The organism is Streptomyces sp. NPDC028331 (genome assembly GCF_055565775.1).
This window is the reverse complement of the sequence record NZ_JBVHTR010000015.1, coordinates 139,995-156,688: the sequence shown is the minus strand read 5'-3', so window position 1 is coordinate 156,688 and position 16,694 is coordinate 139,995. Positions and strand designations below refer to the sequence as shown.

The window sequence follows — 16,694 nt, the reverse complement described above, 5'->3', positions numbered from 1 at the left end:
GTAAAAGGGCAGGAGAACGGGGAGTTCTACAGAACGCGCAGCGTCCAGCTCCAGCGGTGGACGCCCGGCGGGATGCGGTACTCGGGGAAGGTGTCGGGGCCGCACGACGCCGTGCCCAGCCCCCGGTGCGCCGCGTCGATGTGCACCACGCACCCGGAACGCGGCACCAGCTCGTCGTGGTGCGAGGCGGCCGTCAGATCCTCGGCGCGGTGCCGGGTGACGGAGACCTGGCGCGGCTCGTCGAGCACGACCGCGAGGCCGGTCGCGTCCGGCGCCGACAGCGTGAACCGGCGCACGCCGTGCCGGCCGCCGCTCTCCTGCGGACGCAGATAAGGGGTGAACAGGTCGTCGACGCGGACGGAGTGATGGCCGACCGGCGCGCCCGCGCTGCGGTCGGGGTACGACTCCCAGGGCCCCTGCCCGAACCACTCCAGCAGGTCCAGACCCGGCGTCGTCTCGAACACCGACCCGACCCGCGCCACGTCGTCGAACTCCTCGGGCAGCACGGCCTCTTCGTCGACCCGCACGCCGCCCTCCACCGCCGTGAACACCTGCCGGTGCCGCACGACCCCGACGGTGCCGGCGTACTCGGCGTCCACGGTCACCCGGCCGTCGTCCCGGCGCACCGAGACGACCTTGCGGACCAGCGAGTCCAGGCCCCAGGTCCGCCAGCGCAGCGCCATGCCGCCCAGCTCGTCGTTGTCCGTGGGCGCACGCCACAGGGACAGCGTCGGGGCGGCCGTCAGCAGGGGATGGACCAGCAGGCCCTCGCCGTCGACCTCCACGAGCCCGTCCACGGCGGCTTCCTCGGCGGCGTCGGGCCCGCGCAGCCGGATCTGCGGCACGCACAGCTCGGTGCCGCGGGGCGCCCACGGCTGGTCCTCGGCCACGGTCACCCGCAGCGTCAGCCAGGCCTCGCCGCCGTCGCGCGGCAGCTCGAAGGGCAGCGGCACCGCCGCCGTCTCGCCGGGCCGCAGGTCCGGCAGCTCGGCGGGCGCGGTGAGCCTGCGACCGTCGGCGAGGGACAGCTCCCACGTGCCGGTCAGCCAGTCCAGGCCGCGGAAGTGCTGGTGGTTGCCGAGGACGATGCCCTCGTGCTTGAAGCACTCGATGCGCACCGGCGCCGCGATCTCCCGGTGCTCGTACAGAGAGGGCTTGGGGGTGCGGTCCGGGAAGACGACACCGTCCGCGATGAACGCGCCGTCGTGGAGGGTCTCGCCGAAGTCGCCGCCGTACGCCCAGCGGTGGCCGGGCGCGGCGACACCGTTGTCGTACAGCCCGGCGCCCGCGCGCCCGGCGGGTCTGCCGTCGCTCACGCGTTGCAGAATTCCGTGGTCCCAGAACTCCCAGATGAACCCGCCCTGAAGACCCGGCGTTGACTCGATGGCCGCCCAATGGTCCGCGAGCGTGCCGTTGCTGTTGCCCATGGCGTGCGAGTACTCGCACTGGATCAGGGGCCGGGTCTGCCGGCCCGACAGGGCGTGGGCCACGCAGTCCTCGAGCGGCGCGTACATGGGGCAGGCGATGTCGGAGGCGTCGTCGGTCGCCGCCCAGTCGAGCTTGGCGGCCCCCTCGTACTGGATCGGCCGCGTCGGGTCGTGCCGCCGCACCCAGCCCGCGGCCGCGTCGTGGTTCGCGCCGTAGTCGGACTCGTTGCCCAGTGACCAGATGATGATCGACGGGTGGTTCTTGTCGCGCAGCACCATGCGCGAGACCCGGTCCACGAAGGCGTTCAGATAGCGCGGGTCGTCGGCGATCTCGTGGGCGTGGTCGTGGGACTCGATGTCGGCCTCGTCGACGACGTAGAAGCCGAGTTCGTCGGCGAGGTCGTACAGGGCCGGGTCGTTCGGGTAGTGGGAGGTGCGGATCGCGTTGAAGCCGAACCGTTTGAGGGTCACCAGGTCCGCGCGCATGTCCTCGTACGACACCGTGCGGCCGGTCAGCGGGTGGAAGTCGTGGCGGTTCACACCCCGGATGAACACGCGCTCGCCGTTGACCAGCAGGTCCCGGCCGGCGATCTCGACATCACGGAAGCCGACGCGGTGGTGCGAGGTGTCGGCGACGGAGCCGTCGGCGCGGTGCAGGCGGACGGTGAGGTCGTACAGCTCCGGCGTCTCGGCGTTCCAGGTGCGCACGTCGGGAACGGTGGTGCGGATGCGGGCCTCGCCGAGGAAGTCGGAGACGCGGTCGTCCTCGGCGTTGACGCGGTCGAACTCCGTGTCCTGCGCGAGAAGGTGGCCCTCCAGCTCGCCGCTGACGTACCACCCCTCGGGCAGTGCCCCGCGCACGTCGCGCACCCGGCAGTCGACGCGCAGCTCGCCGTCCCGCCGCGCCCGCACGGTCACGTCCGCCAGGTGCAGCGGATCCGTCGCGTACAGCAGCACGGACCGGGTGATGCCGCCGTGCCACCACTGGTCCTGGTCCTCGATGTGCGAGGCGTCGGACCACTTGACGACGGTCAGGCGCACGGTGGCGCGCGCCCCCGGCCGCAGGACCCCGCTCAGGTCGAACTCGGCGGCCAGATGGGAGTCCTTGGAGATGCCGACGGGCCTTCCGTCCACGTGCACCAGCAGCACGCTCTCGGCGGCGCCGACCTGGAGCACGATCCGCTGCCCGGCCCACTCGCCGGGCACCACGACCTCGCGCTCGTACACGCCCGTCGGGTTGGCGTCGGGCGAGCCGGGCGGGAAGTCGGGGAACGGCATGCGGACGTTGGTGTACTGCGGCAGGTCGTCGGTGCCCTGCAGGGTCCAGGCGCCGGGAACGCGCGCCGAGGACCAGGCACCGCCGACCGGCGCGTCCGGAGTGGGCAGCAACTGGAAGCGCCAGTCGCCGTCCAGGGGGAGTGCTCCGGAGCGCCGGTCGACGGCGTTCATGGGCAGGCGTTCCCAGGAGGTCAGTTCGGGGGCCTGCCAGGGGCGCAGGGCGATAAGGGGGTCGGTCATGACCTATTCCGAAGTCGGTGGTGGCGTGAGTGGCGGGGAGCCGGTCAGGACGCGGCCCTGCAGTCCCCAGGCGGGGTCGAGGGGGACGCCGAGCCGGTCCAGGACGGTGGGGGCGATGTCGACGAGGCGGGGCGTGGGCAGCCGGGTGCCGCCGGGCAGGCCGGGTTCGGCGAGGACGACGAAGACCTCCCGCTCGGCACGCGTGTCGCCGCCGTGGCCACCGGTGTCGAGGTGGCCGTGGTCCGTGGTGACCAGCACGGTCCAGCGCTCGTCCGCACGGGCGGGGTCGGAGCGCCGGGCGTCGATGGCCTCCAGCAGCCGCCCGAGGTGGGTGTCCTGGGTCAGGAGGGCGTGGTCGTAGGCGGGGGAGAGGGGGCCCGTGGCGTGGCCGGCCTCGTCGGTGGCGCCGAAGTACACGAACACGACGTCCGGGTCGTCCTCGGTGAGCCAGCGTGCGGCGGTGCGGGCGACGAGGTCGTCCGCGGTCTCGTAGCCGTGGGACTCGCCGTCGAAGTACGCACGCCGGCCGACGGCGGGGCCGAGGGTGCCGCGGTGCACCAGTTCCGGCCAGGACACCGCGGCCGCGGTGCGCAGACCGGGCCGGGCGGTGACGGCGCGGCTCAGGAAGTCGGGGTAGCGGGCGTAGTCGGCACCGGTGAAGTCGTTGCCCCTCACCCCGTGGCGGTCGGGCCACACCCCGGTGAGCACGCTCGACCAGCCGGGTCCGGAGTCGGTGTAGGCCATGCCGGTCGACGGCCCGTCGTCGGCCTGACCGTCCGCCTCGCCGTAGGGCAGCAGGCTGGTGCCGTGGGCGCCCGCGGCCATCAGGCCGTGCAGCACGGGTGCCATGGACGGCGAGCGAAGCGAGACGGGGGAGCCTCCGTCCGGAGACGGGGGGCGGGGCAGCCGGTCGAAGCGCAGCCCGTCCATGCCCACCACCAGCACCTTGCCGCGCTCTCGCCGCCCGCCGCGGGCGTCATTCGTCACTGCTCACCTCTCTCTCGCGGCACCGGTTCAGCTGCCCTGCACCGCTCCCTCGGTGGCGCCCGCTATGAACCCGCGGGCGAAGATGCTGAAGACCACGACCAGCGGGAGGGCCGCCATGAGCACACCGGCCATGACCATGCTGTAGTCGGTGGTGTGGCCGACGTTGAGCTGGGCGAGCTCGACCTGGAGGGTCACGTGGTCGGGGTTGGTGAGCACGACGAGCGGCCAGATGTAGTCGTTCCAGCAGTTGACGAAGGCGTAGATGGCGAGGAAGGACAGTGCCGGCCTGATCATCGGCAGCGCTATGTTCCAGTACTGGCGGAAGAACCCGGCGCCGTCGATGCGCGCGGCGTCGAGCAGTTCGTCGGGCACGCCGTTCTGGATGTACTGGTGAAGCCAGAAGATGCCGAAGGCGTTGGCGAGGGAGGGCAGGGCCAGCGCCTTGAGCATGCCGACCCAGCCGATCTTGGACATGAGGATGAACTGCGGCAGGATCGCCAGTTGGAGCGGCAGCATCATGAACAACAGCAGCGTGCCGAAGAGGACCTTGCGTCCGGGGAAGTCGAACTTGGCGAAGGTGAAGGCCGCCAGGGAGTCGATGAACAGCACCAGGGCGGTGGTGACGCACGCGACCATCACCGTGTTGAGCATCGACCCGAAGAAGTCGATGGTGTGCAGCACATGCCGGATGTTCTCCAGCAGGTGGGAGCCGAACGTCAGCTTCGGCGGGCTCTTGTAGATCTCCTGGGTGGTGTTGGTCGCCATGACGATCGTCCACGCGAAGGGGAAGACCGAGATCAGGACGGCCAGCATGAGGATGATGTGCGCGGTCAGGCCCTTGGGGCGGCGCAGCCGCCGCGCGCGCGTGGCCGGCCGAGTCGTGTCCGCCGTCGTCATGACTTCCTCCCTCCTCGCGTGATGCGCCAGTTGACGGCGACCAGCACGAGGATCAGCACGAAGAACGCCCACACGATGGCCGCTCCGTAGCCGTAGTCGTTGTTGAGGAAGGCCGACTGGTAGAAGTACAGCAACGTGGTCAGACCGGCCTGGCCCGGGCCGCCGAGGTTCGCGTTGGCGGCGTTGCTGGCGAACAGCACCTGGGGTTCGCTGAAGCTCTGCAGGCCGTTGATGGTGGAGATGATGACGGTGAACAGGATGATGGGCCGCATGATCGGGATGGTGATCTGGAAGAAGGTGCGGACGGGCCCGGCACCGTCCATCTTCGCGGCCTCGTAGATCGACGTCGGGATCGCCTGGAGACCGGCCAGATAGATGATCATGTTGTAGCCGGTCCACATCCAGGTCATCAGCAGCGCGATGACCAGTTTGATCAGCCACGGGTTGCTCAGCCACGGGACGGGCGAGACGCCCACCATGCCCAGGATCGCGTTGACCAGACCGAAGTTGTTGCTGAACACCGCGCCGAAGAAGATCGCCACCGCGACGATCGAGGTGACGTTCGGTACGTAGAGGGCGATGCGGTAGAAGCCCTTGAAGCGGCGCACCGAGTGCAGCAGCGTCGCCAGCACCAGGGCGCCGAAGAGCGTGGGAACGGTGGACAGGACCCAGATCACCAGGGTGTTGCGGATCGACAGCCAGAAGACCGGGTCCGACCAGAGGAACCGGAACTGCTGCAGGCCCACGAACTGCATGGTGCCCATGCCGTCCCAGCGCTGGAAGGCCAGGTACAGCGAGTAGAAGACGGGGAAGAAGGAGAAGGCGATGAAGATCAGGTAGAAGGGCGAGATCGCCAGGTACTGCCGCCAGTACGACAGCAGCCCGCGCCGCCTGGGCCGAGCGGTGCCCGCGAGCGTGGCGCGCCGGGGGCGGAACCGGGCCGGGCTCGGCCCGCCACGGTGCCCGGGCACCGTGGCGGGGCCGGTGACCGGAGGTGACGACACCTCAGTTCACCCCCTGTCGCCGGGCGATCTGCTTGGCCTGGCTGACGGCGTCCTTCCAGGCGTCGTCGGGCTTCTTGCCCTTGGCCTCGATGTTGGTCAGTTCCGTCATGTACGGGGCCATGACGGCGGCGTCGGCGGGCGCCTCGTAGCTGTCCGGGATGGCCTTGGCGGCCGGGCCGAACACCTCGATGATCTTCTGCCCGCCGAAGAAGGCGTCGGGGCCCGTCATGGCCGGCATGGCGTACGCGGCCGGGGCGGCGGGGAAGATGGCGGCGTCGGTGAAGCCGCGGGCGTCGTTGGCCGGGCTGAGGATCCAGCTGATGATCTTGAACGCTTCTTCGGGGTTGCGGCACTGCTTGGGCAGGGCCAGGTAGGAGCCGCCCTGGTTGGCCGGCCCGCCGGGCATGGCGCACACCCGCCACTTGCCCTTGGTGCCCGGGGCGGCCTGCTCGATGTCCAGCGCGTGCCAGGCCGCACCGAGTTCGGTGGTCAGGCTCTTGCCAATGGCGGCGTTCCAGGTGTTGTCGTTGATCTTGGCGTCGAGGCCGAGGGTGTAGGGGCGCACCGCCGTGGTCCACGCGGTGCGGATGTGGTCCTGGTCGCCGATGAAGTGGTTGTTCTTGTCGATGAACCGCTGGGTGCCCTGGCCGACCGCCATGGTGAACACCGAGCTGATGTTGTTGACCAGGTAGGTGCCGGGGACCTTCTTCTTCAGCTCGGTGCCGAGCGCGAAGTAGTCCTCCCACGTCTTGGCCTGGGCGGCGACCTTGTCGGGGTCGGTGGGCAGCCCGGCCTTGGCGAACAGGTCCGCGCGGTAGAAGAGCGCGGTGGGACCGATGTCGATCGGGAAGCCGATCTGCTTGCCGTCGGTGGTCTGGGCGAGCTTGGTCTTCCAGTCCAGGTACTGGGACGAGATCTTCTTGAAGCCCAGGTCGTTGAGGTCGAGGAAGCGGCCGGCGTTGGGCAGGAAGGACGCCATGTCCTCGCCCTTGATGCCGGTGATGTCGGGCACGGAGGTGCCCGCGGCGAGGGTGGTGGTGAGCTTCTGCTTGAAGTCGCCGCCGATGGACGAGACGGTCAGCTTGACCTGGCTGCTGAAGTGCGTCTTGGCCTCCGCGACCACCTTGTCGCTGAGTGCGCCGCCCCAGTACCACAAGGTGAGGTCCTTGCCGTTCTTGGTGCTGCTCGATCCTGAGCCGCTGCCGCATGCGGCGGTCAGGCCGGACGCGGCCGCGGTGAGCGCGGCGGCCTGGAGGAAGCCTCTACGAGAAAGGTCCACGGGTCACTCCTGTTGTTCCTGTTCGACGTGGTGAGGGGCGTTCGGGAGTCAGTTCCGCCATGCGGGCGGGGTGACGGGGGCGTAGGTCACGGGTGGGCCCACGTTCGCGGGGATGCGGTCGGCCAGGAAGCCGTACGCGCGCCTGAGGTCGGGGTCGGTCAGGGAGCGCCACCAGCGGTCGACGCCGTACCAGCCCGGCGCGGCGAGGGCCCCGCCGTGGTGCCGGACGGACAGTCCCGCGCAGAGCACCGCGAACCGCAGCCGTTCCTGAAGCGGCCAGCCTCCGAGCGAGGCCGCGACGAAGCTCGCGCCGAACACGTCGCCGGCGCCCGTCGCGTCCAGCACGTCGACGTCGAGCGCCGGGGCCTCCGCGTACTCGCCGGTCGTCTGGTCGACGGCCACCGCGCCGTCGCCGCCGCGGGTGACCACGGCGACCGGCACGAGCTCGGAGAGCGTGCCGAGCGCGGCGACGGCGCTGTCGGTGCGGGTGTACGCCATCGCCTCGGTCTCGTTGGGGAGGAAGGCGTGGCACAGGGAGAGCTGGTCGAGGAGGTCCCGGGACCACCGCTGGGTGGGGTCCCAGCCCACGTCGGCGTAGATCTGGGTGCCGTTCGCGGCGGCCTTGCCGAGCCAGGCGCGGGGCTCGGCCTCGAGGTGCACGAGGGCGGTGCGTGCCTCGGGCACCTCGCCCATCAGCTCGTCCTGCGAGTACGGGGGCTCCTGGCCGTGCGTGACCAGGGCCCGGTCGTTCCCGTGCGCGAGCGAGACGGTGACGGGGGTGGGCCAGCCGTTGGCGGTGCGGGAGAGCGAGAGGTCGATGTGTTCCCGGTGACCGATGACGTCCCGGCAGTACGCGCCGTAGAAGTCGTCGCCGAAGACCGTGGCCAGGGAGGTCCTCAGGCCGAAGCGGGCGGCGGCCACCGCGAGGTTCGCGATGCCGCCCGGGCCGCAGCCCATGCCCGCCGTCCAGATCTCCTCGCCCGGTGTCGGTGCTTTGCCCAGGCCTGTGAGGACGAGGTCGTAGAAGAGCAGCCCGGTCAACAGCACCTCGGGCCGGTCGGCGTCCACGCGTGGGTCCTCTCGTCAGAACTGCTCAAACTCGGTGCACGGAATCGTGCGCTCCCCGACGAGATTGGTCAATACTCAAGCAGAAGTGAGCATAGAAATGATTGAAGATGACGAGTAGTGTTCACCGCGTGCTGGCAGAACGACGACACCAACTCATCCTGCGGGTCCTGCGCTCCGGCGGGCCCGCGTCAGTGACCGATCTCTCCGAGCAGCTCGGTGTGAGCCCGGCCACCGTCCGGCGCGACCTCGTCAAGCTGGAGGAGGACGGTCTGCTCACGCGGGTGCACGGCGGCGCGGTCGTCGAGGAGGGCGACCAGCCCTTCGCCGAGGTGGCCGAGGTGCGCGTGGCCGAGAAGGACGCGATAGCCGCGCACGCCGCCGAGATGATCACGGACGGACAGTCGGTGCTCCTCGACATCGGCACCACCGCCTACCGCCTGGCCCGCCGGCTCCACGGCCGCCGGCTCACCGTGATCACCAGCAACCTCGTCGTCTACGAGGAACTCGCCGACGACGAGGGCATCGAGCTGGTGCTGCTCGGCGGCATGGTCCGCCGCGAGTACCGCTCGCTGGTCGGCTTCCTCACCGAGGACAACCTGCGCCAGCTCCACGCGGACTGGCTCTTCCTCGGCACCAGCGGCGTCCGGCCCGGCGGTCAGGTGATGGACACGACGGTCGTCGAGGTCCCGGTCAAGCGAGCCATGATCAGGGCGAGCGACAAGGTCGTGCTGCTCGCCGACTCGGCGAAGTTCCCGGGCACGGGCATGGCGAAGGTCTGCGGTCCCGAGGACCTGGACGTGGTGGTGACGGACGCGGCGGTGAACGCGGCGACCCGCTCCTCGCTGGACGAGGCGGGCGTCGAGGTGATCGTGGCAGGAAAGGTGCAAGCGTGAAGCTGACGATTCTGGGCGGCGGCGGGTTCCGTGTGCCGCTCGTGTACGGGGCGCTCCTGACGGACCGCGCCGAGGGCCGCGTCACCCGGGTCGTGCTGCACGACCTGGACGCGGGCCGGCTCTCGGCCGTGACCCGCGTCCTGGCCGATCAGGCCGCGGGGGTGCCCGACGCGCCGGAGGTGATCGCCACCACCGACCTGGACGAGGCGCTGCGCGGCGCCGACTTCGTCTTCTCCGCGATCCGCGTCGGCGGCCTCGAGGGCAGGGCGAACGACGAGCGCGTGGCCCTCGCGGAGGGGGTCCTCGGCCAGGAGACGGTCGGCGCCGGCGGCATCGCCTACGGTCTGCGCACGGTCCCGGTGGCCGTCGACATCGCCCGGCGGGTGGCCCGGCTCGCCCCCGACGCCTGGGTCATCAACTTCACCAATCCGGCGGGCCTGGTCACCGAGGCCATGTCCCGCCATCTCGGCGACCGCGTCATCGGCATCTGCGACTCGCCGGTCGGCCTCGGCCGCCGGATCGCCCGGGTGCTCGGCGCGAACCCGAAGGAGGCATGGATCGACTACGTCGGCCTGAACCACCTCGGCTGGGTCCGCGGCCTGCGCGTCGCCGGCCGGGACGAACTCCCGCGTCTGCTCGCCGACCCCGACCTGCTCGGCTCCTTCGAGGAGGGCAAGCTCTTCGGGGTGGAGTGGCTGCAGTCGCTCGGCGCGATCCCCAACGAATACCTGCACTACTACTACTTCAACCGCGAGGCCGTGCGCGCCTACCAGCACGCCGAGAAGACCCGGGGCGCGTTCCTCCGCGACCAGCAGGCGCATTTCTACGAGCAGGTCACGCAGTCGGACGCCGGGGCCCTTCAGGTCTGGGAACGCACCCGCGCCGAGCGGGAGGCGACCTACATGGCCGAGAACCGCGAGAGCGCGGGCGCCGGAGAGCGCGAGGCCGACGACCTGTCCGGCGGCTACGAGAAGGTCGCCCTCGCCCTGATGCGGGCCATCGCACGCGACGAGCGCACCACCCTGATCCTCAACGTCCGCAACCGCACCACCCTGTCCGTCCTCGACGCCGAGGCCGTGATCGAGGTCCCGTGCCTGGTCGACGCGAACGGAGCGCACCCGGTCGCGGTCGACCCGCTGCCCGGCCACGCCACCGGCCTGGTCTGCGCCGTCAAGGCGGTCGAGCGCGAGGTGCTCGCCGCCGCCGAGACCGGCGACCGCGCGACGGCCGTCAAGGCGTTCGCCCTGCATCCGCTGGTCGACTCCGTGAACGTCGCGCGCAGGCTGGTCGAGGGCTACACGGCGGTCCACCCTGGGCTGGCGTACCTTAGGTGAACACCTTCCAGTAAGCGCTTTCTCCCTCTCGCCTCCCGCTCACCCTGGAGACACCTCATGCACGACGAACGCCGCCGGATCGAGGAGCGCGTCCAGCGCCTCCACGACCAGCGCATCAAGACCGCGATCTACGCCGCCACGGTTCCCTTCGAGGTGGAGGCCTGGCAGGCCCCGGGGGAGCCGGTCCCGTTCGCCGAGGCCGCCGCCGCGCCCTACACGCCCTTCGCGATGGGCACCCCGTGGGGGCCGCCGTGGGGCACCACCTGGTTCCGGATGCGCGGGCGGGTGCCCGCCGAGTGGGCCGGGAAGCGCGTCGAGGCCGTCATCGACCTCGGCTTCGTGGGCGACTGGCCCGGCAACCAGGCGGAGGCCCTGGTGCACCTGACCGACGGGCGGCCCCTGAAGGCCGTCAACCCGCTCAACCAGTACGTCCCCATCGCCCACCCGGCCGTCGGCGGCGAGGAGATCGACTACCTCGTCGAGGCCGCCTCCAACCCGGACATCCTCGCGAACGACTTCGCCGCCCCCACCCCGCTCGGTGACGTCCTCACGGCAGGCGACAAGCCCCTCTACACCTTCCGCCGCGCCGACATCGCCGTCCTCGACGAGGACGTCTGGCACCTCGATCTCGACGTCCAGGTGCTGCGCGAGCTGATGCTGGAGCTCGGCGAGCACGACCCGCGCCGGCACGAGATCATGCACGCGCTCGACCGGGCGATGGACCTGCTCGATCTGGACGACGTCTCCGGCTCGGCCGCCTCCGTGCGCGAGGCGCTGAAGCCGGTGCTCGCCAAGCCCGCGCACGCCAGCGCGCACATCATCTCCGGCGTCGGCCACGCGCACATCGACTCGGCCTGGCTGTGGCCGATCCGCGAGACCAAGCGCAAGACCTCCCGCACCTTCTCCAACGTCACCTCGCTGGCCGACGAGTACGAGGAGTTCGTCTTCGCCTGCTCCCAGGCCCAGCAGTACGAGTGGGTGCGCGACAACTACCCGCACGTGTGGGCCCGTATCCAGGAGTCGGTGAAGAAGGGCCAGTGGGCACCGGTCGGCGGCATGTGGGTCGAGGCCGACGGCAACCTGCCCGGCGGCGAGGCGCTGGCCCGCCAGCTCATCCACGGCAAGCGGTTCTTCATCGAGCACTTCGGCGTCGAGACCAAGGGCGTGTGGCTGCCGGACTCCTTCGGCTACACCGCGGCCTACCCGCAGCTCGCCAAGCTGGCCGGCAACGAGTGGTTCCTCACCCAGAAGATCTCCTGGAACCAGACCAACAGGTTCCCCCACCACACCTTCTGGTGGGAGGGCATCGACGGCACCCGCATCTTCACCCACTTCCCGCCGGTCGACACCTACAACGCCCGGTTCAGCGGCGAGGAGATGGCCCGGGCGGTGCGCAACTACCAGGAGAAGGGCGGCGCGACGCGTTCGCTGGCCCCCTTCGGCTGGGGCGACGGCGGTGGCGGCCCCACCCGGGAGATCATGGAGCGGGCGCGGCGGCTGCGGGACCTGGAGGGCTCCCCGAAGGTCCAGGTGGAGCACCCCGACACCTTCTTCTCCAAGGCCCTCGCGGAGTACCCCGACGCCCCGGTGTGGGTCGGCGAGCTGTACCTGGAGCTGCACCGGGCCACCTACACCTCCCAGGCCCGCACCAAGCAGGGCAACCGGCGCAGCGAGCACCTGCTGCGCGAGGCCGAGCTGTGGGCGACGACGGCCGCACTGCACGCGCCGGGCTACGCCTACCCGTACGAGAAGCTCGACCGGCTGTGGAAGACGGTCCTGCTGCACCAGTTCCACGACATCCTGCCGGGCTCCTCGATCGCCTGGGTGCACCGGGAGGCCGAGGCCGAGTACGCCCGTGTCGCCCGGGAGCTGGAGGAGCTGACGGCCGAGGCGGTCGCCGCACTGGGCGAGGGCGGCACCCGTGTCTTCAACACCAGTCCGTTCGACCGCGCCGAGGTCATCCGCACGGCCACGGGAGCGCCGGCGTACGTGGAGGTGCCGGCGGGCGGCAGCGCGCCGGTCGCGGTCGCCGAACCCCCGCAGCCCGTCACGGTGAGCGGCCGCGTGCTCGACAACGGCCTGGTACGGGTCGAGGTGGCCGAGGACGGCACGCTCGCCTCCGTGCGCGACCTGCGCGCCGGCGGCCGCGAAGTCCTCGCCGACAAGGGCAACCTGCTCCGCCTGCACACCGACCTCCCGAACTACTGGGACGCCTGGGACGTCGACAAGCACTACAAGAACCGCTACACGGACCTGATGGACGCCGACTCCGTCACGGTCGTCGACCAGGACCCGCTGCTCGGCTCGATCCGTGTGGAGCGCGGCTTCGGCAAGGGCTCGAAGATCACCCAGACGATCACGCTCCGCGCGGGCAGCCCCCGGATCGACTTCGAGACGGACATCGACTGGCACGAGGCCGAGAAGTTCCTCAAGGCCGGCTTCCCGATCGACATCCGCGCCCCGCACTCCTCCGCGGAGATCCAGTTCGGCCACATCCAGCGGCCCACGCACACCAACACGAGCTGGGAGGCGGCCCGTTTCGAGGTCTGCGGCCACCGCTGGGTGCACATCGCCGAGCCCGGCTACGGCGTGGCGGTCATCAACGACTCGACCTACGGCCACGACGTCTCCCGCACGGTGAGGGACGACGGCGGTACGACGACCACGGTCCGCCTCAGCCTGGTCCGCGCCCCGCGGATCCCGGACCCGGGCGCCGACCAGGGCCGCCACCGCTTCACCTACTCCCTCCTCCCGGGCGCCACGATCGACGACGCGGTGGCCGAGGGCTACTCCCTCAACCTCCCGCTGCGGGTGGCCGATGCGGCGGGCGCGCCGGAGCCGGTCGTCTCCGTGGACGGCGAGGGCGTCACCGTGGAGGCGGTGAAGCTCGCCGACGACGAGTCCGGTGACGTCGTCGTACGGCTCTACGAGTCCCGGGGCGGTCGCGCCGAGGGCGTGCTGCGCACGGGCTTCCCGCTCGCCGGCGCCCAGGTGACCGACCTGCTGGAGCGGCCGCTCGAGGACGCCGGCGTCGTCGACGGCGGGGTACCCGTCACCCTGCGGCCCTTCCAGGTCCTGACGCTCCGCCTGCGGAGGGGCTGACCCGTGGCCATGCAACCCTGGTTCACCGACGCCAAGTTGGGGATCTTCGTCCACTGGGGCATCTACGCCGTCGACGGCGTCCAGGAGTCCTGGTCGTTCTACGACGACATCGTGCCGCACGAGCAGTACATGTCCCAGCTCGAGCGCTTCACCGGCGCCAAGTACGACCCCCGGGCCTGGGCGGACCTGTTCGCCCGGGCGGGCGCGAAGTACGCGGTCCTGACGAGCCGTCACCATGACGGCGTGGCCCTGTGGGACACGCGATACGGCGACCTGAACCTCGGCAAGGACTACATCGGCCCCTACGCCGAGGCCCTGCGCGAGAAGGGCCTCAAGGTCGGCCTCTACTACTCCCACTCCGACTGGAACCACCCCGACTACGCGTCCACGCGCAAGCCGGGCCGCCCGCCGGAGCTGGAGGACAACCGCTACTCGGAGGTGGCGGCCGAGGACGAGGACCTTGAGGCCTGGGAGCGGTTCATCGCCTACCGGGACGGCCAGATCACGGAGCTGGTATCCCGCTACCGTCCCGACCTGATGTGGTTCGACGGCGAGTGGGACCGCAGCGAGGAACAGTGGCGCATCCCCGAACTCGCCGCGCTCATCCGCAGTCACGTGCCCGACGTCGTCTTCAACGCCCGCATGCTCAGCGAGGGCGACTACGCGACCCCGGAACAGGGCGCCCCCATCGTCCCGCCCGAGGGCCCCTGGGAGCTGTGCCTGACCATCAACGACTCGTGGGGTTACCAGCACCACGACCACAACCACAAGTCACTGTCCCAGCTCGTCCGCTACTTCACGGAGACCATCGGCGGAGGCGGCAACCTGCTGCTCGACGTCGGCCCCATGGAGGACGGCACCATCCCGCAGCCCCAGGTGGAGCGTCTGGAAGGCCTGGGGGAGTGGATCCGCCGGCATGCGGAGGCGGTGTACGGGACGGTGCGCGGCCTTCCGGCCGGGCACCACTACGGCCCCAGCACCCTCTCCGCCGACCGCCGCACCCTCTATCTGACCCTGTTCGACATCCCGCGCGCCGAGATCGGCGTCCGGGGCCTGGCCACGGCGGTCCGCAGGGTCACCGTGCTCGGCACCGGCACCGAACTCGGCCACCGGGTCGTCGGCGGGCTGCACGAGGCGGTCGGCGTGCTGTGGATCGACCCTCTGTCCGAGGCCGACCTGGATCCGTACGCCACGGTCCTCGCGGTCGAGTTGGACGGCGAGCTGGAGCTGTACCGGGGCTCGGGCCGCTTCTGACGTGCCGAGGCGGCCGGCCCTCGTGGGACCGGCCGCCGGTCGGTGGGCTCAGCCGGTGAACCCGGCCGTGATGGACGTGAACTGCCAGTTGTTCTGGCTGATGCCGGAGCAGTTGCTCACCACGCCGCCGCCCGCGCACGGCCGGTCACGGTTGACCGCCCAGAAGGCGAGCCGGGCGATGTGGTGGGAGTTCGCCCAGTCGCGGATCTGGGTCCAGATCGCCGGGGTGGTGTTCTCCTGCTGGTCGGACAGGCCGTTCATGCCGGAGATGCCGATGTGGGAGTACGCGGTCGCGTCGTCCCAGCCGAACGTCGACTTCAGCTTGGCCTTCAGGCCCTCGGCCGCGTTCACGGTGTTCCCGTACATGTCCGAGCCGCCGCCGAAGTCGAACGGCATGATGGTGAAGACGTCGATGTTGGCGTTCAGCGACTGCGCCTGCTCGATGAGCCGGTTGCCGTAGTAGGTGGGGCCGGTCGTCGAGGTACCGAAGGTGACGATCGTCTTCAGACCGGGGTTGTTCGCCTTCACGGTCTTCAGCGCGGTCAGGATCTTCGCCTGGACGGCCTCGTTCTCGAACTCGTCCGAGTTCTCGATGTCCATGTCGATCGCCTTCAGGCCGTAGGCGTCGATCACCTTCTGCAGGGCCCCGGCGAGCGCGCTCGCGGAGGAGCAGTTGGCGCCGAGCTTGCTGCCCTGCCAGCCGCCGAACGACGGGACGATGTCACCGCCCGCGGAACGGATGGCGTTGATGGCGCTCTGGTCGGCGCCCCCGGTCAGCGGCCGGCTGCCGTCCCAGGCGGGCGTGCAGCCACCGGAGTCCAGCACGAACGCCATCGTGAACCACTTGATCCCGGTGGCGCTCATCACCGTGCTCGGGCTCGGCGGGTCGCCCCAGCCCTCGTACAGATACGGCGCGGCCTGCTTGAAGCCGGTGCCGCCGCCGCTGCCGGCGTCCGTCGTCACGGTCACGGCGTTGGAGGCTGCGGAGACGTTCCCGGCGGCGTCCCGTGCCTTGACGGTGAACGTGTACGACGTGCTGGACGAGAGACCGCTCACGGTCGCCGTCGTACCGGAGACGCTGAGCACCTTGTTGGAGCCGCTGTAGACGTCGTACGCCGTCACGCCCACGTTGTCGCCGGCGGCGTTCCACTTCAGCGACACGCTCGAGGACGTCTTGCCCGTGGAGGTCAGTCCGGTCGGCGCGCTCGGCGCCTGGGTGTCGCCTCCGCCACCGCCGCCGCCCGGTCCGTCCAGGCTGATGTCGTCGGCGTAGTAGGTGCCCTGCGCGTACCAGCCGTGGACGTAGACGGTGGCACTGGTCTGCCCGGCGCCCGTGGTGAAGCCGACGGAGAGTTGGCTGTACGCCGACGGAGACGTGGTCCAGGTCGAGGCGCCGCCGTCGACCCCGAGGTAGACGTAGGAGCCGCGGACCCAGCCGCTCAGGGTGTATGTGGTGTTCGGCTGCACCGAGACCGTCTGGCTGCACTGGGCGTCGTCACTCGAACTCGCCGCGCCCGCAAGTGCCTTGGAGCCGCCGTGGACGGGGCTGGAGACGACCGAGCCGAGATTGCCGGTACAGGTCCAGGGGGAGAGGGAGCCGGACTCGAAGCCCGGGTTGGACAGGATGTTGGCCGCCTGGGCGGTTCCGGGCAGGGCGACCGCCCCGGCCAGGGCGAGGGCGGCGGAGCCTATGAGGGCGAAGAAGGCACGCCTGGAACGTCTGAGAACTGTGCGCACGCGATCTCCCTGAAGGAGTGGGGGTCCTGGAGTGCAGGGGGAGTACAGGGGAGTGCAGAAGGGTGCGCAACAAAGTTGGTATGGACCAATCCTGGTGTCAAGGGTTCAGGGCGGATTGGTCCATACCTGAGGGGGTGTCGTCAGCCCCGCGCTCCGCAGGGCGCGTCGGACGCCCCTCCGTGACGTGCGGACGG

Annotated in this window: 11 protein-coding genes; 4 read left to right on the top strand and 7 right to left on the bottom strand. The window is 70.6% G+C overall.

What is annotated here, in order from left to right:
• Positions 1-26 precede the first annotated feature (26 nt).
• From ACZ4SW_RS22750 to ACZ4SW_RS22725, 6 genes are all read right to left on the bottom strand, one after another.
• Positions 27-2,945, bottom strand: a complete 2,919-nt coding sequence (locus ACZ4SW_RS22750; protein ID WP_468247512.1) for a glycoside hydrolase family 2 TIM barrel-domain containing protein — start codon at positions 2,943-2,945, stop codon at positions 27-29.
• Positions 2,946-2,948: 3 nt separating this feature from the next.
• The gene (locus tag ACZ4SW_RS22745; RefSeq protein WP_468247783.1) at positions 2,949-3,875 is read right to left on the bottom strand and encodes an alkaline phosphatase family protein; all 927 of its coding nucleotides are present in this window, start codon (positions 3,873-3,875) and stop codon (positions 2,949-2,951) included.
• Positions 3,876-3,959: 84 nt separating this feature from the next.
• On the bottom strand, positions 3,960-4,829 hold the full coding sequence (locus ACZ4SW_RS22740) for a carbohydrate ABC transporter permease (RefSeq protein WP_468247507.1): 870 nt from the start codon (positions 4,827-4,829) through the stop codon (positions 3,960-3,962).
• Complete coding sequence (locus ACZ4SW_RS22735; RefSeq protein ID WP_468247777.1) at positions 4,826-5,710, bottom strand: carbohydrate ABC transporter permease; 885 nt, start codon at positions 5,708-5,710, stop codon at positions 4,826-4,828. Before ACZ4SW_RS22735 ends, ACZ4SW_RS22740 begins: the two co-directional genes overlap by 4 nt.
• Before the next feature lie 124 nt (positions 5,711-5,834).
• Entirely contained in the window at positions 5,835-7,112 is a 1,278-nt protein-coding gene (locus ACZ4SW_RS22730; protein WP_468247504.1) for an ABC transporter substrate-binding protein, read from the bottom strand.
• A 48-nt stretch (positions 7,113-7,160) separates the two neighbouring features.
• The gene (locus ACZ4SW_RS22725) at positions 7,161-8,180 is read right to left on the bottom strand and encodes a carbohydrate kinase family protein (RefSeq protein WP_468247498.1); all 1,020 of its coding nucleotides are present in this window, start codon (positions 8,178-8,180) and stop codon (positions 7,161-7,163) included.
• A 107-nt stretch (positions 8,181-8,287) separates the two neighbouring features.
• On the opposite strand from ACZ4SW_RS22725, the gene ACZ4SW_RS22720 reads away from it, so the two are divergent.
• Genes ACZ4SW_RS22720 through ACZ4SW_RS22705 form a run of 4 tightly spaced genes read left to right on the top strand, consistent with a single transcriptional unit; the run spans position 8,288 to position 14,763 of the window.
• Positions 8,288-9,073 carry a DeoR/GlpR family DNA-binding transcription regulator gene (locus ACZ4SW_RS22720; protein WP_468247493.1) on the top strand — a complete coding sequence of 262 codons (786 nt, stop codon included), beginning with the start codon at positions 8,288-8,290 and terminating at the stop codon, positions 9,071-9,073.
• Positions 9,070-10,407, top strand: coding sequence for a 6-phospho-beta-glucosidase (locus ACZ4SW_RS22715; protein WP_468247489.1), 1,338 nt, complete (start codon positions 9,070-9,072; stop codon positions 10,405-10,407). Before ACZ4SW_RS22720 ends, ACZ4SW_RS22715 begins: the two co-directional genes overlap by 4 nt.
• 57 nt (positions 10,408-10,464) lie before the next feature.
• A complete protein-coding gene (locus tag ACZ4SW_RS22710; RefSeq protein ID WP_468247486.1) occupies positions 10,465-13,509 on the top strand; it encodes an alpha-mannosidase in 3,045 nt (1,014 codons plus the stop codon).
• A 3-nt stretch (positions 13,510-13,512) separates the two neighbouring features.
• On the top strand, positions 13,513-14,763 hold the full coding sequence (locus ACZ4SW_RS22705) for an alpha-L-fucosidase (RefSeq protein ID WP_468247482.1): 1,251 nt from the start codon (positions 13,513-13,515) through the stop codon (positions 14,761-14,763).
• Between the two features lie 48 nt (positions 14,764-14,811).
• Here the strand turns inward: ACZ4SW_RS22705 and ACZ4SW_RS22700 are convergent, their stop codons facing one another.
• Positions 14,812-16,500 (bottom strand): carbohydrate binding domain-containing protein, encoded by a 1,689-nt coding sequence (locus ACZ4SW_RS22700; protein WP_468247478.1) that lies wholly within the window; start codon positions 16,498-16,500, stop codon positions 14,812-14,814.
• Between the last annotated feature and the right edge of the window lie 194 nt (positions 16,501-16,694).

Coding starts and splice junctions, on each gene's coding strand:
- ACZ4SW_RS22745 (WP_468247783.1), bottom strand. CDS start 3,875: ATGGACGGGCTGCGCTTCGACCGGCTGCCCCGCCCCCCGTCTCCGGAC.
- ACZ4SW_RS22710 (WP_468247486.1), top strand. CDS start 10,465: ATGCACGACGAACGCCGCCGGATCGAGGAGCGCGTCCAGCGCCTCCAC.
- ACZ4SW_RS22720 (WP_468247493.1), top strand. CDS start 8,288: ATGACGAGTAGTGTTCACCGCGTGCTGGCAGAACGACGACACCAACTC.
- ACZ4SW_RS22750 (WP_468247512.1), bottom strand. CDS start 2,945: ATGACCGACCCCCTTATCGCCCTGCGCCCCTGGCAGGCCCCCGAACTG.
- ACZ4SW_RS22740 (WP_468247507.1), bottom strand. CDS start 4,829: ATGACGACGGCGGACACGACTCGGCCGGCCACGCGCGCGCGGCGGCTG.